The 19,639-nt window shown below is 56.7% G+C and carries 18 protein-coding genes; 8 read left to right on the plus strand and 10 right to left on the minus strand.

What is annotated here, in order from left to right; translation table 11 throughout:
• The first annotated feature begins 353 nt into the window (after positions 1-353).
• Positions 354-2,915, plus strand: coding sequence for a beta-N-acetylhexosaminidase (locus PQU98_RS00055; protein WP_272742842.1), 2,562 nt, complete (start codon positions 354-356; stop codon positions 2,913-2,915).
• 1 nt (position 2,916) lies between these two features.
• Positions 2,917-3,705 carry a glycoside hydrolase family 16 protein gene (locus PQU98_RS00060; protein ID WP_272742843.1) on the plus strand — a complete coding sequence of 263 codons (789 nt, stop codon included), beginning with the start codon at positions 2,917-2,919 and terminating at the stop codon, positions 3,703-3,705.
• Here PQU98_RS00060 and PQU98_RS00065 read toward each other — a convergent pair.
• From PQU98_RS00065 to PQU98_RS00080, 4 genes are read right to left on the minus strand one after another with little or no spacing between them, the layout of a single operon-like run.
• On the minus strand, positions 3,702-4,394 hold the full coding sequence (locus PQU98_RS00065; protein ID WP_272742844.1) for a DUF6445 family protein: 693 nt from the start codon (positions 4,392-4,394) through the stop codon (positions 3,702-3,704). The genes PQU98_RS00060 and PQU98_RS00065 overlap by 4 nt on opposite strands.
• The gene (locus PQU98_RS00070; RefSeq protein WP_272742845.1) at positions 4,391-4,900 is read right to left on the minus strand and encodes an MOSC domain-containing protein; all 510 of its coding nucleotides are present in this window, start codon (positions 4,898-4,900) and stop codon (positions 4,391-4,393) included. The genes PQU98_RS00065 and PQU98_RS00070 overlap by 4 nt, the downstream gene beginning before the upstream one ends.
• Positions 4,901-5,443 carry a glutathione peroxidase gene (locus tag PQU98_RS00075; RefSeq protein ID WP_438263840.1) on the minus strand — a complete coding sequence of 181 codons (543 nt, stop codon included), beginning with the start codon at positions 5,441-5,443 and terminating at the stop codon, positions 4,901-4,903.
• Between the two features lie 8 nt (positions 5,444-5,451).
• Positions 5,452-6,798: an anti-phage deoxyguanosine triphosphatase gene (locus PQU98_RS00080; protein ID WP_272742847.1), complete on the minus strand. Its 1,347-nt coding sequence runs from the start codon at positions 6,796-6,798 to the stop codon at positions 5,452-5,454.
• An 88-nt stretch (positions 6,799-6,886) separates the two neighbouring features.
• On the opposite strand from PQU98_RS00080, the gene PQU98_RS00085 reads away from it, so the two are divergent.
• The 3 genes from PQU98_RS00085 (at position 6,887) to ung (ending at position 9,392) form a co-directional block, all read left to right on the plus strand.
• Positions 6,887-7,522, plus strand: coding sequence for a pseudouridine synthase (locus PQU98_RS00085; RefSeq protein WP_272742848.1), 636 nt, complete (start codon positions 6,887-6,889; stop codon positions 7,520-7,522).
• Between the two features lie 75 nt (positions 7,523-7,597).
• A complete protein-coding gene (locus PQU98_RS00090; RefSeq protein WP_272742849.1) occupies positions 7,598-8,641 on the plus strand; it encodes an NAD(P)-dependent alcohol dehydrogenase in 1,044 nt (347 codons plus the stop codon).
• Positions 8,642-8,705: 64 nt separating this feature from the next.
• Positions 8,706-9,392, plus strand: a complete 687-nt coding sequence (ung, locus tag PQU98_RS00095) for a uracil-DNA glycosylase (protein ID WP_272742850.1) — start codon at positions 8,706-8,708, stop codon at positions 9,390-9,392.
• A gap of 32 nt (positions 9,393-9,424) precedes the next feature.
• Here the strand turns inward: ung and leuA are convergent, their stop codons facing one another.
• Entirely contained in the window at positions 9,425-11,098 is a 1,674-nt protein-coding gene (gene leuA / locus PQU98_RS00100; RefSeq protein WP_272742851.1) for a 2-isopropylmalate synthase, read from the minus strand.
• A 295-nt stretch (positions 11,099-11,393) separates the two neighbouring features.
• A complete protein-coding gene (locus tag PQU98_RS00105) occupies positions 11,394-12,584 on the minus strand; it encodes an amino acid aminotransferase (RefSeq protein WP_272742852.1) in 1,191 nt (396 codons plus the stop codon).
• A 195-nt stretch (positions 12,585-12,779) separates the two neighbouring features.
• Between PQU98_RS00105 and PQU98_RS00110 the strand changes: the two genes are divergently transcribed.
• Positions 12,780-13,214, plus strand: coding sequence for an OsmC family protein (locus tag PQU98_RS00110; protein ID WP_272742853.1), 435 nt, complete (start codon positions 12,780-12,782; stop codon positions 13,212-13,214).
• A gap of 152 nt (positions 13,215-13,366) precedes the next feature.
• Positions 13,367-14,641 carry a NupC/NupG family nucleoside CNT transporter gene (locus PQU98_RS00115; RefSeq protein ID WP_272742854.1) on the plus strand — a complete coding sequence of 425 codons (1,275 nt, stop codon included), beginning with the start codon at positions 13,367-13,369 and terminating at the stop codon, positions 14,639-14,641.
• Here the strand turns inward: PQU98_RS00115 and PQU98_RS00120 are convergent.
• A complete protein-coding gene (locus PQU98_RS00120) occupies positions 14,638-15,075 on the minus strand; it encodes a PaaI family thioesterase (RefSeq protein ID WP_272742855.1) in 438 nt (145 codons plus the stop codon). The two genes, PQU98_RS00115 and PQU98_RS00120, sit on opposite strands and share 4 nt — an antisense overlap.
• Before the next feature lie 31 nt (positions 15,076-15,106).
• Here PQU98_RS00120 and PQU98_RS00125 point away from each other — a divergent pair, with 31 nt between their 5' ends.
• Entirely contained in the window at positions 15,107-15,358 is a 252-nt protein-coding gene (locus PQU98_RS00125) for a DUF3253 domain-containing protein (protein WP_272742856.1), read from the plus strand.
• A 151-nt stretch (positions 15,359-15,509) separates the two neighbouring features.
• Here the strand turns inward: PQU98_RS00125 and PQU98_RS00130 are convergent, their stop codons facing one another.
• Genes PQU98_RS00130 through PQU98_RS00140 form a run of 3 tightly spaced genes read right to left on the minus strand, consistent with a single transcriptional unit; the run spans position 15,510 to position 19,267 of the window.
• Positions 15,510-16,544, minus strand: a complete 1,035-nt coding sequence (locus tag PQU98_RS00130) for an ABC transporter ATP-binding protein (protein ID WP_272742857.1) — start codon at positions 16,542-16,544, stop codon at positions 15,510-15,512.
• Between the two features lie 3 nt (positions 16,545-16,547).
• Positions 16,548-18,170 carry an ABC transporter permease gene (locus PQU98_RS00135; RefSeq protein WP_272742858.1) on the minus strand — a complete coding sequence of 541 codons (1,623 nt, stop codon included), beginning with the start codon at positions 18,168-18,170 and terminating at the stop codon, positions 16,548-16,550.
• 8 nt (positions 18,171-18,178) lie between these two features.
• Entirely contained in the window at positions 18,179-19,267 is a 1,089-nt protein-coding gene (locus tag PQU98_RS00140) for an extracellular solute-binding protein (protein ID WP_272742859.1), read from the minus strand.
• Positions 19,268-19,639 lie beyond the last annotated feature (372 nt).

A 19,639-nucleotide genomic window follows, 5' to 3' on the forward strand; every position in this document is an offset into this window, starting at 1 on the left:
ATTATGGTGTTAAAATTTACGGATTTGCAATGTTCATTTTCTGGAAGTTTGCCAAATTTTCCATAATATATTGAAATTAATATGTAAAAATATGGACGAGATGTGCGGGGTCATAATGTGTAAAAAGAATATATCAAAATAAATACCAATATAGACCAAAAAGTCATTTTTAGCTTGAAATCAGCGTAAAAACGCGAAAGACTTCACGTCGGGCCCCGCGGCAGGACATGTCGGTGGTGTCTGACCTTAAAGGGCTTTCCTTCCCTCGGTAAGCCGACTTCCGGAGCGCGCCGACTGTGGTATGGTCGCGGCGCGCTCCGTTTTTTACAGATTTGGGGCGACGGGAGCAGATCATGAAAACATGGCTATTGGCAGGGGTTGCGGTGGCGTTGATGAGCGGCGCTATGGGGGCGCAGGCCGCGCCGGCTACGCTTTTGCAAAGCGAACTGGATCGCTTTGCATCGGATCTTGGCTACCGCTATACGATCGAGGACAATAAACCGGCCTGTCCGCAAGGGGGAAATGGCTGTTTTTTATCTGAAATTGAGGTGCGTTTGCCGCAAACCCTGCCGGACGATCTGGCGGCGGGGAAATTCACGCTTTATGTAAGCTTTGTGACGCGCCTGCTCGGTATCGACAGCGGACTGTTTGATCTCAAATTCATCAATGGTGATCTCTATACCCTGACACCTAAGGCCGGTGTAAAGCTGAAGGCCGGGCAGACGATTAAGATCAAGGTCTGGGGTGAGGGGCAATTCTATTCCGCCTATTACCCCATGCCGAATGTCTATGCCGTGTCCGGTGATCTGAAAGCGGTGACCATCGCGGCCACAAAGCCCTATATCGATCCGGAAACCGGCCTTGAGAGTCTGCCGTTTGTGACGCCGATGACCGATGAGGCGAAACTGGCTACCAAACATGCCGATGATCAGACGCAGTGGCTGACGCCGGAGCGGGCCTTTACGCAGAACGCGGCACGCACGGTGGCGCAGGCAAAACCCGAAATCGTTATCCTGCCAACGCCGGCCAAGGTGACATGGCTAGAAGGCCCTGTGGTGGATATGACGGGTGGTGTCGACCTTAGCCTAAAAGGTGTGACGGCTGAGCAGATCGGGAATGCCTTAAATGACTTCAGGGGCGTTTCAGATGTCGATGCAAAGCCAGCCAGGCTTAAGGTGACCGTGGATGCCAAATCGGGCATAGCGGCCGAAGGCTACAGGCTCAAAATCGAAAAGGGTATGATTAGCCTTACGTCTGCTGATGCTGCGGGGGCCGCCTATGGCCTGACGTCACTGGCGCAGCAGGCGGCCCATGATAAGGGCAAGCTGAAACCGATGCTGATCGAAGACGCGCCGCGTCTTCCGTTCCGCGGGCTCCATGTCGATGTGGCGCGTAATTTCCATTCCAAAGCCGAAATGCTGAAAATCATCGATCAGATGGCGGAATTTAAGCTCAACAAGCTGCATTTCCACCTGGGCGAGGACGAAGGCTGGCGGGTTGAGATCAAGGCTTTGCCGGAGCTGGCGACCGTTGGCAGTACGCGCTGCCATGACCCGAAGGAAGACATCTGCCTGCTGCCGCAACTGGGGGCGGGGCCAGATGCGGATACACCGGTAAATGGCTATTACAGTCAGGCCGATTACATCGACATTCTAAATTATGCCAAGGCGCGCCATATCGAGGTCATTCCGTCCTTTGATATGCCCGGCCATTCGCGCGCCGCTGTCCGGTCGATGGAAGCACGCTATCGCCGTCTGATGGCTGAAGGCAAGCCCGATGAGGCCAATCTGTACCGGCTGGTCGAACCCGAAGACACCACGGTTTACGATAGCATCCAGCATTATAATGACAACACGCTCAATGTCTGTATTCCGGCCACCTACCGTTTTCTGGATACGGTGATTGATGAGGTCGCGGCCATGCACCAAGCGGCGGGGGTGCCGCTCAAAAAATACCATATCGGGGCCGATGAAACGGCCGGCGCATGGTCTAAGTCTCCGGCCTGCCAGAAACTGATGGCGGCGGAAAAGCTGGAGCCTAAACAACTGTCGGCCTATTTCATCGAAAAGGTTTCCAACCGTCTGGCTGAACGTAACATTGAGGCGGCGGGCTGGAGCGACGGCATGGGGCATACCGATGCAGCGAAAATGCCGAAAGCCGTACAAAGTAATATCTGGAGCGGCCTGTTCACGGGTGCCGCGGCTGAAGCCCACAATCACGCCAATCGTGGCTGGGATGTGGTGATTTCGATCCCTGACACCTTCTATTTCGACATTCCGCAAAGCGTTGATCCGATGGAGCGCGGTTATGACTGGCCGTCACGGGTGACCGATACCTATGAGGTGTTTGGCTTTATTCCTGAAAACATTCCGGCCAATGCCTCGTGGCTGAAAGATATTCGGCACAAACCCGGCACGATCGAGGACAAAACGCCGCTAAATGCCGGATTGAAATTCAAAGGCCTGCAAGGGCAACTCTGGTCGGAAACCGTGCGCAGTGATGCTCAGGTCGATTACATGCTGTTCCCGCGTGTGCTGGGGCTGGCCGAGCGGGCCTGGCATAAGGCGGCGTGGGAGCCGCAATATAGGGCGGGTGAATCTTACACTTATCATGACGGCAAGGTCGATCGCGTGGCGCAAGCTAAAGACTGGCAGACCTTCCGCGATAAGATGCCGGTGCATCTGCAAAGGCTTGAGGCCGCCGGTGTCGAGTACCGTATCGCGCCACCGGGGGCGCGGGTTGTAGGCGGCAAACTGGAAGTCAACACCGAGTTCGCGCATCCGGTCGAATACCGTTTGGCGGGCGGGCAATGGCAGGTCTACACCGGGCCGGTCGCGGTGACGGGGGCGGTTGAAGTCCGTGCCCGTAGCTATGATGGCAAACGGGCTGGGCGCTCATCAAAGGTGGGGGGATAGTATGCGGATAGTGATTGCCATTGCCGCGCTAATGGCTGGCGCCGCTCAGGCGGAAGCGCCGGCGGGTTATAAACTGGTCTGGGCCGATGAATTTACCACCGATGGTCAGCCCGATCCGGTCAACTGGAGCTTTGATACCCATGCCAATAAAATAGGCTGGTACAATAATGAGCTTCAGTACTATTCCGCCGGTCGCCCCGAAAATGCCCGTCAGGAAGAGGGCAAGCTGATTATAACGGGCCGTAAAGAGCGGCTGGAGAGCATGGCCGATTATGGTGGTCAAAACTATACATCGGCGCGCCTGATCAGTAAGGGCAAGCAAACCTTCACTTACGGCTTTTTTGAAATCCGCGCCAAAATGCCGTGCGGAAAGGGCACATGGCCCGCGATCTGGATGCTGGGGGAGACGGCCGGCTGGCCCGATGGCGGGGAAATCGACATTATGGAACATGTGGGGAAGGATCCTGAGACCATCCACGGCACTATCCACAACCGCTCGACCGCCGGTACATCCGGTAAGGGCAACAGCATCCACATGCCGGATGCCTGCTCGGCCTTTCACAACTACCAGATCGAATGGACAGCCGATAAGATCGACTTCTTTGTCGATGGCCGCAAATACCATACATACGTCAACGAAGGCAGCGGCGTGTCTCAGTGGCCGTTCAATAAGGCGCAGTATGTGTTGCTCAACCTGGCCATCGGTGGGGCTATGGCTGGTGAGGTCGATGACGCGGTTTTGCCGGCTGAATTTCAGATCGACTATGTGCGGGTGTATCAGAAAGACTAAGCACGTGTGACGAACATATTGGCGGTCAGGCGGCCCTTGCCAGGATCGGTGGATAGCTTTGCCGGGGCGACAATGGCTGAATGCAGCAGGTTGGAATTATAGATTACCAGCCGGTTATACTGCGCCTCGACCTTTCCAATCAGGGTGAAATCATCATCTGAGCCGTCAAAATAAGCGCGAGGGCGGGCCTCAAGGCGGGGCAGGGCGGTGCTGATGTGGCGGTTATAGCCATCGGCATAGGCAGGCGTCAGGGTTTCAAGCCCGCTCAGATTATGGCGATAAAAGCCGGTCGCCCCATGCTCCGGCCCACACAGATAGACCAACACCGCCAGAGTGTCGCCGTCGGTCACATCATAGTGCGGAATGGTCTGCATCGGGTGCAGATCGGCAGCCGCATCGGTGACCAGCCCGAAATAGCCACTGCCACCGATAGGCGCACTGACGGGCAGACCGTAGGCTTTGTCGAGCAGGGGGCGCACACCCGCGACAATGACATTAGCCAGTTCCGGCGGCAGGTAGGCGTTCAGACCGGGATAGAGCGTCGCCGGGCGTTGAAACTCAGCCACACGGGCGGCGTCCGTAAGCATTTCAGGATTAAGCAGGGCGTCATCAATCACCACGATCCGTGAGCGGCTACGCCCGACCTCCAGCTTTTGCGGGCGGGCATTTCGGTTGAGGCGCAGGGTCACGCGGCGGGCTCCGCGATGGGGAATACAGCCTCGCCAATGGCGACCGTACCCGCAGCGATCACCCGTGCGGTAATGCCACCGTGACCGCGCACGGCATTATAGCCACCTTCCCCAAAGGTCTCTTCCATGCGTGAACAGGGATGGCAGTCGCCGGTCATTTTGAGCACCGCGCTGCCCAGTCGGAACTCACGATCCTTAAGCGCCAGCAGGTTAAGGCCCGACACGACGATATTGCGGCGCAGGCCTTCGGGTGCGATTTGATCACGGCCCAGAAAACTGGCGATGGCCATCAGATGCTCGCTCTGGATCAGGGTGACATGGCGGTTGCCGGTGGTTTTGCTGTGATAGCGGTCACCGACAATGCCGTCCTCTGGCGTCAGTTCGATCCGCTCCGGCGTCAGCATGGCCACGCGTCGGGCGGGGCGTATGCCGATCCATTCCACCCGACCCGAGCGCACGGGGGAGAGCATCAGTTGCGCCAGAGGTGAGGCCGGATTGAGCCCCATCTAGGCTGCCAATTCCGCATTGATGGTTTTTTGCAAGCGTTCATCATCGGCGGTGACGTCGGGCGAAAAACGGCCTTTAACCTGACCATCACGACCAATCAGGAACTTCTCGAAATTCCACAGCACTTCACCCGGTGCGGGCGAGGCCAGACCATAGGATTGCAGCTTGGCCTTCATGATTTCATCGCCGGTGGTGACGGGTCGGGCTTGGGTCAGGGCGGCATAAAGCGGATGCTGGTCGGCCCCCTTAACGCTTAATTTTGCGAACATCGGAAAGGTCACGTCATAGGTCAGGGAGCAAAAGCTGGCGATCTCATCTTCGCTGCCCGGTTCCTGGCCCATGAAGTTGTTGGCCGGAAAGCCCAGCACGACCAGCCCGTCATCTTTACGGTCGCGGTACAGCGCCTCCAGTCCCTCATATTGCGGGGTCAGGCCGCATTTAGACGCGACATTGACCAGCAATAACACCTTACCCGCATAGTCGTTAAGCGTGGCGGGCGCGCCATCGATGGTTTTCAGCGGAATAGTGGCAATTTCGGTCATACTCATCCTTATAACTTGTCAAATACCGACCCCATGCGCGGGCTGAACAGGCGCTCGTAGGTTTTCATGAGGTGGCCATCGGTCATGCCTGAAATGTGGTCGCATATGATGCGTTTGTCACCCCCTGAAGCCGCAAATTTCTCATAGGCATCAGTGGGTAAAAAGGCTTTCGGGTCGCTCTCGAAAGTTTCAAATACGGCCACGACCATGTTCTGGCCCTTGAATTCCAGATGCTGAACCTGCGGGCTTTTGATGACCTTATCGAACACGATGTCTTTGAGGGCTTTCAGAAAGCGGTGGTGGTCGCCGGCCATGCCCGCGCGGTATCGTAGCAGCGGTTCATCAAACAAACCATTATCCTCCAGGCGGACATTGGCCATCAGGAACCGCACCAGAATATTGATGAACATCTTGCGGGTATTGGAGTCGGAAAACAGGCTGCGGACAAAGTGCTCATAGACATCATTGCCGCACTTATCGGGATACTTTTCATTGAGGTAATTCAGGAACACCGCGCAGTCGGGCTCTGTCACCGCACGCCGGAAATCGCCCTCACGGATCAGGCCAAGCGCGATGGCATCCTCGAAATCATGAACGCCGTAAGCGATGTCGTCGGCAATATCCATGATCGAGCAATCGAGCGACTTATGACGGGTTTTGGCGTGTTTTCCGTCTTTGATATCAATGGCTTGAAATTGATTGCGATTGGCAATTGACAGTGGTGATAGCGTCCAATCAACAACTTGCGTTTCGCAATCTAAATGAGATTTGGGCGGCTCGGACGCGTGGCGGTCGATGATGCGGATCGCGGATGGGCCATCCTGAATGACGGGCACAATCGCCGGATTGCGGGCGACACTATAGGCCACCGGATATTTAAGCACACCCAGCAGGGTGCGCCGCGTCAGGTTGGCGCCATTTTCTTTCGAGAAATTCTCAAGCTTGGTGAGTATGCGCAGGGTCTGGCCATTGCCTTCAAAGCCGCCATCGTTGCGCATACAGTAATTCAGCGCCGTCTCCCCGCCATGCCCGAATGGCGGGTGGCCGAGGTCGTGGGCAAAACCGAGTGTCTGCACCAGACTGATCGGTGGCAGGTGCGGGCAGGCGGGGTGGTCTTTGAAAAAGGTCAGAAACTGCCGCACCAGTCCGCCGGCGATTTGGGCGACCTCCAGCGAATGGGTCAGGCGGGTGCGGTAAAAATCACTGTCGCCGAGATTGAGGATCTGGGTCTTGCCCTGCAACCGGCGGAACGAGGCCGAATGGATGATGCGGGCGTAATCGACATCAAAGGGCGAGCGGGCGTCATCGTCGGCTTTACGTTCCGGTTTCTGGCGCTCTTCCCATACATCGGTCATGTCGATCTCCGCGTTGCCCAAGCTTAAGTCAGCCAGATTTAAACGATTCCCAGCTTGAACGGAAATGGCGATGGGTTATGACGGGCACATGACGCACGCGCCTCTGCCCCCGATTATATATAGCGACGATTATCTGGTTGCCGTCGATAAACCCACAGGCCTGCTCAGTGTGCCGGGGCGCGGGGAAGCTAATCAGGATTGTGTCGCCACGCGCGTGCAGGTCGCATTTCCCGACGCTTTGATTGTGCACCGGCTGGATATGGCGACCTCTGGTCTTATGGTTATGGCCCGCGGTAAAGCCGTCCACCGCACCCTGTCGATGGCCTTTGAGGCGCGCCAGGTTGAGAAACGCTATGTGGCAGTGGTGACAGGGCAGGTGGCTGCCGATGAAGGCGCGGTTGATCTGCCGCTGATCACTGACTGGCCCAACCGGCCGCGGCAGATGATTGACCACGATATTGGTAAGCCCAGCCTGACCCGCTACCGCGTTCTTGAACGTCTGTATGACCGGACGCGGGTGGAGTTAGAGCCTGTAACCGGCCGGTCGCATCAATTGCGCGTCCACATGATGGCGATTGGTCATTCGATATTGGGCGATGAGTTTTATGCTTCCGAGGACGTGCGGGCTTTAAGTCCCCGTCTGCTGCTCCATGCGCAGTTTCTTCGCCTGCCACACCCCAAGACGCAACAGCCTGTGGATTATTTCTCTGAGGTCAAGTTTTAGGGCGCGGGTGCCCTTAAACCCCGCTCCGGTCGTGCCTATATGGCGTCTGTAACCCGAACAATAAGGACATGACCCATGAGCACCGCCAAAGGCTATGCCGCCCTTGCGCCTAAAGAGGCTTTGCAAGCATTTTCGTTCGAGCGCCGCGAACCTAATGATGACGATGTGGTCATCGATATTCAGTTCTGCGGCGTTTGCCATTCCGATATCCACCAGGTTCGCGACGAATGGTTCCCCGGCATCTATCCGCAGGTTCCTGGCCACGAAGTCGTCGGTATTGTGACCAAGGTTGGCGCCAAGGTCAGTAAATTCAAAGAGGGCGATCGCGTCGGTGTCGGCTGTTTCGTTGATTCCTGCCGCCACTGCCAGACGCGTGATGAGGATGCCGAGCAGTACCTGCCGGGTCTGACCCAGACCTATAACGACCGTGACGCCAACGGTCAGCCGACCTACGGCGGCTATTCCGACCATATCGTGGTCAAGGAAGGCTACGTCCTGTCGGTGCCGGATAATCTGCCGCTCGATGGCGCAGCCCCTCTGTTGTGCGCCGGGATTACGCTGTGGTCGCCGCTCAAGCACTGGAACGCCGGACCGGGCAAGAAGGTCGCCATTATCGGTCTGGGCGGTCTTGGCCATATGGGCGTGAAGCTGGCTCATGCGCTGGGCGCCGAAGTTACCGTGCTCAGCCAGTCTATGGCCAAGAAGGACGATGCCCTGCGTCTGGGGGCCGATCACTACTACCCGACCAATGACCCGAAAACTTTTGAGGCCTTGGCCGGTACGTTTGACCTGATCATTAACACTGTCTCGGCGCCGATCGACTGGAACGCTTACCTGAGCCTCGTCAAGGTTGATGGCACGATGGTGCTGGTCGGTGTGCCGGACAACCCCGTACCGGTCAGCGCCTTTGCCCTGATCGCCGGCCGTAAGTCACTGGCCGGTTCCATGATCGGCTCGATCAAGGAAACGCAGGAAATGCTCGATTTCTGCGGTGAGCACAACATTGTCTCGGATATCGAAGTGATTGATATCAAAGACATCAATGCCGCCTATGAGCGGGTGATCAAATCCGATGTCCGTTATCGATTTGTCATCGATATGGCGACGTTGAAGGATTAAGGCTTTAGCCTTGACCTTATGATGAGAGTCACGGCTTGCTGACGCTATATTTGCGGAGGTGGCCGTGGCTGATATCGCCCTTGATGCGCAATGGAAATCTGCCCTAGAAGGAGAGTTTTCAGCGCCCTATATGCAGGTGCTGAAAAGCTTTCTGACCGAACAGAAGGCGGCCGGAAAGCGTATATTCCCCAAAGGTTCGGAATATTTCGCCGCGCTTAACCTGACCCCGCTGGATGAGGTGCGGGTCGTGATATTGGGGCAGGACCCCTATCACGGCGAGGGGCAGGCGCATGGCCTGTCGTTTTCAGTGCGTCCGGGCGTGAAAACGCCGCCGTCACTCGTCAATATCTATAAGGAATTACAGGCCGATCTCGCAATCCCGCCCGCCCGTCATGGCTTTCTGGAGCACTGGGCTAAACAGGGTGTGTTACTGCTCAATGCCGTGCTGACGGTTGAAATGGCGCAGGCGGCCTCCCATCAGGGCAAGGGCTGGGAGAAATTTACCGACGCGGTTATTCGCGCCGTTAATGACCTGCCGCATCCGGTGGTATTCATTCTGTGGGGGGCTTATGCGCAGAAAAAAGCTGCCTTCGTGAACGACGAAAAGCATCTGGTTATCAAATCAGCCCACCCGTCGCCGCTGTCAGCCCACAACGGTTTTCTCGGCTCTAAGCCGTTTTCAAAGACGAACGATTTTCTTAAGTCAAAAGGCCAAAAACCCATCGACTGGCAGTTGCCGCCAGTAATTTAAGAACTCCCCTCTTAGTGGGGGAGTTCTAAGGTTTACAAGGCGTTCGCGGCCGACAATATCGCTTTGACCGAAGCCGTGGCCGTATCAGAATCAATGCCAACCCCAAATACCTTGCGGTCGTCGGGCGTTTTACATTCGACATAGGCGACCGCCATGGCGTCCGTGCCTTTGTAGAGCGCGTGCTCATGGAAATCGACGACTTCCAACCCTAAGCCATAGCTGTCGTTGAGCGCGTTGACCGCTGACGAAATCAGGCCATTGCCGCGACCATTAACCGGGACTTCGACTCCGTCATGGCGGATGCGGCCAGCAAACAGGCGCTCTCCGCCGGTGCGCAAAATGCCGGAATCGGCATATTCGAGTAGTTCGTATTTTTGCTCACCGTTCAGGTGATAGGCGCCTTCAAACGCATGCCAGATGTCTTCGGCGTGCATTTCCTTACCCGTTGCGTCGGCGATTTCCTGCACCTTTCGGGAGAAATCAACCTGAAAACGGCGCGGCAGCTTCAGGCCCTTATCGTGCTCAAGTATCCAGGCGATGCCGCCCTTGCCCGACTGGGAGTTGACGCGAATAACCGCTTCGTAGCTTTCGCCCAGATCGGCCGGATCGATCGGCAGATAGGGCATTTCCCACAGGCCGTCATTGCGCTGTTCATGGGCGGCAAAGCCTTTGCGGATCGCGTCCTGGTGCGATCCCGAAAAGGCGGTGAACACCAGTTCACCGGCATAGGGGTGGCGCGGATGCACCGGAATGGCATTGCAATATTCGACCGTGCGCACGACCGAGCGGATATCGGAAAAATCAAGGTTTGGCGTGATGCCTTGGGTATACAGGTTCAGCGCCAGCGTCACCAGATCGACATTGCCGGTACGCTCGCCATTGCCGAACAGGCAGCCTTCGATCCGGTCAGCCCCGGCCAGCAAAGACATCTCCGCCGCCGCAATCCCTGTGCCGCGGTCATTGTGCGGGTGGATCGAGATGATAGCCGAATCCCGGCGCGACAGCTTACGGCAGAAATATTCAATCTGGTCCGCATAGAGGTTGGGCATGGAGACCTCAACCGTGGCCGGCAGGTTTAATATAACCGGATTTTCCGGTGTAGCCTGAAACACATCCATGACGCGCTCACAGACCTCAACCGCAAAATCAAGCTCGGTCGCCGAAAACGTCTCCGGCGAATATTCAAACATCCACTTGGTCTCAGGCTGCTTGGCGGCCTCCGCCATGATAGCGGTGGCCCCCTTGACGGCCAGAGCAATCACATCGGCTTTTTCCAGACCGAATACAACGCGGCGAAACAGGGGGGAGGTGGCGTTATAAAGATGCACGATCGCCTGTTTGGCGCCTTTCAGCGACTCAAAGGTGCGCGCGATCAGGTCTTCGCGCGATTGCACCAGTACCTGAACGGCGACATCATCGGGGATGTGCCCGCCTTCGATCAGCTTGCGCACAAAGTCGAATTCGATCTGAGACGCTGACGGAAAACCGACCTCGACTTCTTTGAGGCCGACCTCCATCAGCTTGTTCCAGAAGCGCATCTTCTTTTCGACATCCATCGGATCGGCCAACGCCTGATTGCCGTCGCGCAGATCGGTCGACAGCCAGCGCGGGGCGACAGTGATGGATTTCGACGGCCATGTCCGATCGGACATATCGACGCCCAGGTCAAACGGGCGGTATTTTTCGGCAGGATTTTTTAACATCATAGGGGTGGTACACCACAAAATTCAGACAGATCAAAGCGTAAGACTACGGCGATATGCTCAAGCCGTCGGGTCGCCGTCAGTCCCGACAGCGGCCCATAAGTCGCTTAATGAGCGCCGTCTGTGCGCAGGCACCGGCAATATTCTCACATGTCTTAGACGTTTGATCCGTCGCCATAAATTACACCCGTAACGACCTCAGCACCAGTCAATTCCAAAGCCGGAACTGTGCTGAATCTTTGGGCGCACCCTATCTCACACCCATCCCGCAAGGTCAATGAAGAACGGGGCGAAGGATTTAGAGATAGGGGGAAAGGGCGGTCGCCAGCACCGGGATGTTTTCGACCGTCAGGCCCGCAATATTGATACGGCCGGAGCCGGCCATATAGATGCCGTGGTGTTCGCGCAAAGAGGTGACCTGATCCGGCGTCAGCGGCAGCAGCGAGAACATGCCAGTCTGTGCCGCCATCGGTGCCAGCCGTGGGTGGGACGCGGCCAGAAGGGTACGCAGTTCCACAAGGCGGCTTTGGGTTTCAGCCAGTTCATCTTTCCACACCTGGGTCAGGTCAGCATCCTGAAGGATGACGCGCACAATCGCCCCGCCATGATCAGGCGGCATAGACCAGTGGGTGCGCGCAATCACCAGAATATTGCCGAGTATGCGTTGCGCCATAGCCTCGGTCGCTGCCAGCGCATAGATGGCGCCGACCCGTTCGCGGTAGAGGCCAAAATTCTTATCGCAGGAATAGGCGATCAGGGCGTTTGGCACAGTGGCCAGCAGAGCCCTTGTGGCGCGGGCATCGTCTTCAAGACCATTGCCCAGCCCCTGATAGGCCAGATCAATGACCGGTAGCAGGCCGCGCTCAAGGATGAAAGCGTTAAGGGCCTGCCACTGGGGTGCGGTAAATTCCGCACCCGCCGGATTGTGACAGCAACCATGCAGCAAAACTGCATCACCGGCTCGGGCGGCTTTCAGGGCCGCCATCATCTCATCGAACAGGACAGTCTGGGTGGCCTTGTCAAAAAACGGATGCTCAATAACTTCAACGCCCGCAGACTTAAAAATCGGGCCGTGGTTAGGCCAGGTCGGCGTGCCGACAAAGACGCGCGAACCGGTTAGTTTCAACAGTTCAGCAATCAGTTTCAGTGCGCCGGTGCCGCCGGGCGTCTGTACCCCGATCAGGCGTTTTGACGCCGCCAAAGTCTCACCAAAGGCCAAAGGTTTCAGCAACTCAACATAAACCGGGTCGCCCTCCGGCCCCAGATAGGATTTAGAGGTTTGTTCGGTCAGCAGGCGTTGTTCTGCGGCCTTAACGGCGGCCATGACCGGCGTTTGCCCATCAGCATTGCGATAGACGCCGACGCCCAGATCGATTTTTTCGGGGCGCGGGTCGTTACGGTACAGGCCAATCAGGGCCAGCAGTCCGTCGGCGGGCTGGTCTTTTAAGGCGGCAAACGGGTCGCGCTGGGCGGTAGCTGAATCGGTCATAGAAAGTATCCATTGAAACTTTGTGCTTGTTGTCTAGCATATGGTGTCAATGGAAACTATTCAAAAAGCTGCACATTGCGGAATAGAATTGCCTTTCGTCTTTGGTGCGCGGCCTGATGATAAATTTACTGTCATGCGGGCGGACTATGGTTTAGCGTTTCAATCTCATATCGGTTAAACAGGAAAGGTCATTACATGTTACGCACGGCTACGGCAAAATGGAGCGGCGACGGTGCCACGGGGCAGGGCGGTCTGACGACCCAGAGCGGGGTGTTCACCGATCAGCCCTATTCGTTCAAACTTCGTTTTGAAAATGCCGATGGCAAGGCGGGCACTAACCCTGAAGAACTGATCGCCGCGGCCCATTCAGGCTGTTTTACAATGGCTTTGGCGTTTGCTTTGGGTAAGGCCGGCTTTACAGCCGACCACATGTCAACCGATGCCGAAGTCGATCTTCAGCAGGTCGAAGGCGGCTTTGCCATTGCCGGCATCAAACTGAAACTGAAAGCCACTATCCCCGGCATTTCGGATGAGCAGTTTCAGGAAGTCGCCGCCGGTGCCAAGGCCAATTGCCCGATCTCAAAGGCCCTGTCGGCGGTGCCGATTACTTTAGAGGCCGTTTTGGCTTAAGTCGCGTATCAGGCGATAGATTTGTCGCCTTTTTACCAGCACGAGCGTAATTTACGGTCATTTACCTATGCACCGCAAAAAAGCGCTTGCCTTGGTTTCACATGTTATCGGATAGAGGCCTTTGAGCATTTTTTCAAAGGCCTTTTCCGTTCATGACCTACGGTTTTCACAATATCCAGAGCCTGATCGGCATTGCCGTCATGTTATTTGCCTGCTGGGTATTGTCGGAGAACAAACGAAAGTTTCCGTTTGTCCTGACCATTGGGGCGATCGGCGTGCAGGTCGGGCTGATCCTGCTGTTTTTTGGGGTGCCGCAGGCGCAGGTGGTGCTCGATGCCGTCAATTCGGCGGTCGACGGTCTGGCGCTCGCCACCCGTCAGGGCACCCAGTTTGTGTTTGGCTACCTGGGGGGCGGTAACCAGCCCTATCAGGTCATCAATCAGGGCGGATTGTTCGTCTTCGCTTTTGAGGTTTTACCGCTCATTCTGGTGATTTCGGCCCTGTCGGCTCTGTTGTGGCACTGGCATATCCTGAAATGGATCACGCAAGCGTTCGGTTTTCTGTTTCAAAAGACAATGGGCTTAGGCGGGGCGTCGGCGCTGGCGGTGGCTACCAACATATTCTTAGGCATGATCGAAAGTCCGATCGTCATCAAGGCGTATCTGTCGAAGTTATCACGCTCGGAAGTGTTCATGATGATGGTGGTGGGCTTAGCGACGGTCGCAGGCTCGACCATGGTGGCCTATGCCCTGATCCTAAAAGATGTCCTTCCCAATGCGGCGGGCCATGTGCTGGTGGCCTCAATCCTGTCGGCGCCCGCCGGTGTTCTGTTGTCGCGGGTGATCGTACCGGAAAAAGACGGCGAGGGCGGTTATTATGCCGAGTATGACAGTGCGCTGAAATACGATTCCGCCATCGATGCCATCGTTAAGGGCACCAGTGACGGGTTGATGGTGGTGATGAATATTTCGGCCATTCTGATCGTGTTTGTGGCGCTTGTGTCTCTGGTCAATGTCATGTTGTCGGGCCTGCCGCCGATTGGCGGGGAAGCGGTATCGCTGGAGCGCATCTTAGGGATAGCCTTTTCACCGCTGGCGTGGCTGATGGGCGTGCCGTGGGAGGAGGCACAAAAGGCGGGCTGGATATTGGGTGTGAAGCTGACCCTGACCGAATTCGTGGCCTTCCTGAAGCTGGGGGCTATTCCGGCGACTGAGATGAGCGAGCGCACGCGGATGTTGCTGACCTATGGGATTTGCGGCTTTGCCAATATCGGCTCGGTCGGGATCACGGTCACGGGCTTAAGCGTGCTGATGCCCGAACGTCGTGAAGAGGTGCTTGGCCTGGTGTGGAAAGCGCTGTTTGCCGGGTTTATTGCCACCTGCCTGACCGCCGCTGTGGTCGGTGCCCTGCCGTCGAGCTTATTTTAAAACTTCCGGATCACACCCGAAAAGGCCATGATCGGTTTATCGCCGACATGCAGCATCCCGCGCGCGAATATCGTGGTGCGGCCTGAGCGTACGACCTCGCCGGTGGCAATGACAATATCACCGACATTGCCGGGGTTTAGAAATTGCGAATCCAGTTGCATGGTCACCCCACGCGAGCCTTCCAGGTCGCCGACCGCGAAGGCAAACAGCGCCGTGTCAGCCAGCGACAGCATGGAGCCGCCGTGCATAATGCCGCCGCCGTTCATATGCCGCTCATCGACCTTCATAGCCACTTTCATGTGGCCTGCCTCATCGAACTGGTAATAAAACGGCCCGATCAGCTTGACATAGGGGTCTTGTCTGGGCGACAGGAACCAGCCCTTGAATTCGCCGTCTTCGATCAGGACGGGTTCATGACTTAGATTGTCGGCCACGGGCTTACTCCTGTACTTTGGAACTCATGATATGTCGCTATCCATAGACAACGCCATTTTCGACCTGCTGGCTCAGGTGGGGCCGGGGGAAAGTATCAATCCCAACCAGGTGGCTCAGGCTGTAGACCCGGAGACGTGGCGCCGTCAACTCCCCAAAGTGCGCACGACCGCGGTGGGGCTGGCGCGGCAGGGCAAGATCGAGGTCCTGCGTAAGGGCAAGCCTGCTGATCCGAATACGTTTAAGGGCATTTACCGGCTAAGATTGCCGGTTGAGGGCGAGTAGAACCTCCCCTCAAGGAGGGGAGGAGGGAGGCCACAGCTCTCAAGCAGCGAAGCGATAGAGCGCCGTGAATGTGGCCGGGAGGTGGGGGCATTTACCCCCTCTGATCTAAACGCAAGCGTTTACATCAACTCCCCCTGCAACAGGGGGAGTTCTAAGCAAACACCGCGACCAGTTTCGGCTCCAGCCGGACATGGACGGTTTGCCCGACCGTATAGGGGCGCAAGGATGAGACATGGGCGTGGGCTTCATCGCCGTTCGGCGCTTTGAGCACCAGATCGCAATAGGCGCCGTGATAGCGATAGGCGGTAACCTCAACCTCTGACGTCAGATCGGATGGGTTATCCTCGACCACAAAGGCTTCGGGCCGGATGCACAGGGTCAGCTTAATCGCCGCCGGGCCCTTGGCCGGAATGCTGCCGAACCCGGACGTGATGTGATCGCCCATATGCTTAGCGGGCACCAGATTGGTTTCACCCAGCAACCGCGCCGCCACCAGTGACGCCGGATTGAAATAGCACTCTTCGGGCGTGCCGGTCTGGATGATTTTGCCTTCGTTCATCAGGGCGAGCGAATGGCCCATGCTTAGGGCCTCCTCAGCATCGTGGGTCACCATGATGGCGGTGGTGCCGGTGGTTTCCAGAATATTCAGAGTGGCTTCGCGGACCTCTGATTTCAGGTGCGCGTCAAGGCCTGAAAACGGCTCATCCAGCAGAATCAATCGCGGATGACGGGCCAGCGCCCGCGCCAGAGCAATGCGTTGCTGCTCACCGCCGGAGAGGGATGAGGGATAAAGCTTGGCCTTATCACTCAGGCGGACGGTGGCCAATAGACTTGCAATCCGTTCGTCGCGCTCAAGGGCGCTTAAGTGCTTGAGGCCAAAGCCGATATTGTCGCGCACGCTCAGGTGGGGGAACAGGGCGTAGTCCTGAAACACAAACCCCATGTCGCGCTTTTCCGGCGGCACATGGGTGCCCTTGCCTGACAGGACGACACCGTTTGCTGCAATCGTGCCGCCGTCTATGGTCTCAAGCCCCGAAATCAACCGCAACAGGGTCGATTTCCCGCAGCCCGATGGCCCCAAAAGGCAGGTGATTTCGCCTTCATTGAGCGACAGGGACACGCCATCGACGGCCTTATGGCCGCCAAAGGCACGTTTGACATCGGTAATTTCCAGCAGGGCAGCCATGAGTTATTCTTTTCCGGTACGCGATGCGTCGATGCGTAAAGACAGGTATAGGGATGGAATGAGCGATACCGCAAGGATCAGCAGGCTGGGCCAGGCGGCCTGTGACAATCTTTCATCACTGGCATAGCGGTCGGCCAGCACGGCAAGGCTCTCCAACTGGAACGGCCGCAGGATTAGGGTGGCGGGCAGTTCCTTGGCGATATCGACAAATACCAACAGGGCCGCGGCCATAAAGGTGCCACGCACCAGCGGCAGTTCCACGCGCCGGATGGCTTCGGTCTTGGTCGCGCCAAGGGTGCGGCTGGCCAGCGCCAGATTGGGCTGGATGCGGGTAAGCCCAGCCTTTATCGGCTCAAACGCCGACGCCATCAGGCGGGCGGCATAGGCGATCAGTAAAAGGGCGATGCCAATCCAGAAACTGTTCTGAATGGCAAAGCCTTGCCACAGAATGGCGGCGGGCACCAGAAGGCCAATAGCCATGACCGCGCCAGGGGTGGCGTAGCCGATGCTCATCAGGTTGGAAATAGCGCGGTTTTTGCGAAACCCAAAGGCGACAAGGGCCGCAAGGATCAGGGTAATGGCCGCGCCCGCAACGCTCAGGCCCAGTGTGCTGACGGCGGCATCCAGCAGACGCTGAACATCAGGAGACGTGCGAATGGCGCGGTAGATCAGCCAAGAGACCGGAATGATCACACCAAAGGCCAGCAGCAGCACGCAGTAAACCGTTGCCAGCCATTGTTTGGGGCGGCTGAGGGGCAGGGCGTTCAATTCACGCCAGCGGGCGGAGGCGGCGGAGTAGCTACGGTTATGGCGCTGGGTGCGCTCAATCAGCAGCAAAAATGCGGTCGCCCCGATCAGGCATAGGGCCAGACGCGCCGCCAGTTCGGTTGAACCAAACACCGACCACGCCCGCACGACACCGGTGGTCAGGGTTTGCACCCCTAAAAAATTGACCGCGCCATAGTCGGCCAGACATTCCATGATCACCAGCGCCATACCGGCGATCAGGGCCGGCCGGCATATGGGTAGTGACAGGCGCAGGAATATATCGTTGGACCTGACGCCTAACATTCGTGCCGTTTCAATCGCGCAGACAGACTGGTTTAGGAATGCCGTCTTAAGCGTCAGATAAATATAGGGGAAGTAGGCAAAGCTTAAGACGAAAACGGCGCCGGTAAAATTACGCATATTGAGCGGCACATCATAGCCCAGGACGCCATAAAGCCAGGCCCTGAATGGTGAAGCGACATCCAAAAAGTCGCTCCAACCATAGGCCAGCACAAAGGCCGGACAGGCCAGAGGCAGCACCAGTGCCCACGAAAAGAACCGCCTGCCCGGAAATTCGTGCATGGCCACCAGCCAAGCCGCCACCGTACCTAATGCCACCGTAATCACAGCTACCCATGTCACTAGAGCGGCACTCGTCATGGCATAGCGCGCGACGGGAAAGTCCGGCAAATCCAGCGACTGCCCCGATTCAAACGCCTTATAGACCACGGCCAGAATGGGCAGAAGGGTCACGCAGACCGCAAGCATGGCCCCCGCCTTAAAGGCCGTACCGCTCCAGTCGGTGCGCTCAGGGCGCCCGGATGTAGAAACCGGAGAGGATGCTGCGGTGTCAGGCATAGAGTGGATTATTTCCACCCCGCTTTATCGTAGATTTTCTGAGCCTCGACCTGATTGGCACCGTAGGTTGTCACCGACAGCGGATCCGCCTTGAAGTTAGAAATGGCCTGAATATAGGCCGGGGTTTCATCGGACGGAATGACCGGATATTCGCCATTGGCCTGAGCAAAAATGGTCTGGGCTTTCTTGGTCGTCATATACTCAAGGAAGGCCTGAGCTTCCTTTTTGTTGGCGGCATATTTGGCCATGCCGCCGCCGGAAATGTTGACGTGGGTGCCTTGGCCCGCAACGTCAGGGAAGCTTAAGGCGGTGGTTTGTGCAACCTTCGGATCGATTTCACCTTCGTGGTGCAACAGGCGCATATAGTAATAGGAATTCGACAGGGCGACTTCGCAGGCCCCGACGCTGACGGCCTTGATCTGGTCAATATCTCCGCCCTGAGGATCGCGCGCCATGTTGGCGACGACGCCCTTGGCCCAGTCGAGCGACTTTTTCGCCCCCCAGTGCTGAACGAAGGCCGCCATCAGCGACAGGTTGTAGACGTTATCGGAGGAGCGCACGCAGACCTTACCCTTGAAGCGCGGGGTGGCCAGGGCTTCGTAGGTGGCGACTTCTTCGGGTTTGACCTTGGCCTTGTCGTAGACAATGACACGGGCACGCTTGGAGAAGCCAAACCACAGATGGTTGGGTTCACGCAGGTTTTCCGGCACGGCCTTATTGATCACGTCCGATTGCAGAGGCTGGAACAGGCCGGCCTCTGAGGCTTTCCATAAGGCACCGGCATCGGCCATCAAAATGACGTCGGCGGGTGAGCCTTCGCCTTCGGCCTTCATGCGCTCAACCAGTTGATCCGGCTTGATCTCCAGCCGGTTGACCTTAATGCCGGTGTCCTTGGTGAAGGCATCGTAGATCAGGGTGTCAGCGTCGTAATGGCGGGCGGTATAGACATTGACTTGGCCCTTGTTTTCAACAGGTGCTGCCGGTGTGGCCTGGTCGGCGGGTTTACCGCACGCCGACAGTCCGACGACGGCGGTGAGGGCCATCAGGGACGGCTTCAGAGGCAGGGATGATAACAAACGGGCGGATATCAAAGTCATGATCAAAAAAACCTTTCACGCTTACCATTTAACGGGGTCTGTTTGGCATGTATGAGAATTATTCGCAAGCGCGGTGGCGGCGTTTGTGGGTTTTTTATGGATTGATATTCAAAAGGTGAGGGCTTCGCATTCCATTTTTACAAATTTTAGCGTGGTATAAACGCCGCGTCAGAAAATAAATGTAACCCTTATTTTGTCATCCCTTCATTTTCAAGGTAAGCATATCCACTTGACCCGTAACGGGTTGAGCGTTAGGTAATATGTCTATGAGAATGATCGTTCATTCTCATATTTTGCCCTCTTACGTGGTCGCACAAACCCAGAATGTACTAAAGTGTGTGTCAGCCTTTCGGCGGTCGTATTCATAATTTT

This window comes from Asticcacaulis machinosus, from assembly GCF_028550435.1.
Lineage (GTDB): Bacteria > Pseudomonadota > Alphaproteobacteria > Caulobacterales > Caulobacteraceae > Asticcacaulis > Asticcacaulis machinosus.

Bases quoted from the DNA above. Each gene is read 5' to 3' on its own strand.
- PQU98_RS00130 (WP_272742857.1), bottom strand. From the start codon at position 16,544: ATGGCTGCCCTGCTGGAAATTACCGATGTCAAACGTGCCTTTGGCGGC.
- PQU98_RS00075 (WP_438263840.1), bottom strand. From the start codon at position 5,443: ATGACCGAAATTGCCACTATTCCGCTGAAAACCATCGATGGCGCGCCC.
- PQU98_RS00140 (WP_272742859.1), bottom strand. From the start codon at position 19,267: ATGACTTTGATATCCGCCCGTTTGTTATCATCCCTGCCTCTGAAGCCG.
- PQU98_RS00125 (WP_272742856.1), top strand. From the start codon at position 15,107: ATGTCGCTATCCATAGACAACGCCATTTTCGACCTGCTGGCTCAGGTG.
- PQU98_RS00110 (WP_272742853.1), top strand. From the start codon at position 12,780: ATGTTACGCACGGCTACGGCAAAATGGAGCGGCGACGGTGCCACGGGG.
- PQU98_RS00070 (WP_272742845.1), bottom strand. From the start codon at position 4,900: ATGGGGCTCAATCCGGCCTCACCTCTGGCGCAACTGATGCTCTCCCCC.
- leuA (WP_272742851.1), bottom strand. From the start codon at position 11,098: ATGATGTTAAAAAATCCTGCCGAAAAATACCGCCCGTTTGACCTGGGC.
- PQU98_RS00115 (WP_272742854.1), top strand. From the start codon at position 13,367: ATGACCTACGGTTTTCACAATATCCAGAGCCTGATCGGCATTGCCGTC.
- PQU98_RS00090 (WP_272742849.1), top strand. From the start codon at position 7,598: ATGAGCACCGCCAAAGGCTATGCCGCCCTTGCGCCTAAAGAGGCTTTG.
- PQU98_RS00055 (WP_272742842.1), top strand. From the start codon at position 354: ATGAAAACATGGCTATTGGCAGGGGTTGCGGTGGCGTTGATGAGCGGC.
- PQU98_RS00085 (WP_272742848.1), top strand. From the start codon at position 6,887: ATGACGCACGCGCCTCTGCCCCCGATTATATATAGCGACGATTATCTG.
- PQU98_RS00080 (WP_272742847.1), bottom strand. From the start codon at position 6,798: ATGACCGATGTATGGGAAGAGCGCCAGAAACCGGAACGTAAAGCCGAC.
- PQU98_RS00135 (WP_272742858.1), bottom strand. From the start codon at position 18,170: ATGCCTGACACCGCAGCATCCTCTCCGGTTTCTACATCCGGGCGCCCT.
- PQU98_RS00105 (WP_272742852.1), bottom strand. From the start codon at position 12,584: ATGACCGATTCAGCTACCGCCCAGCGCGACCCGTTTGCCGCCTTAAAA.
- PQU98_RS00060 (WP_272742843.1), top strand. From the start codon at position 2,917: ATGCGGATAGTGATTGCCATTGCCGCGCTAATGGCTGGCGCCGCTCAG.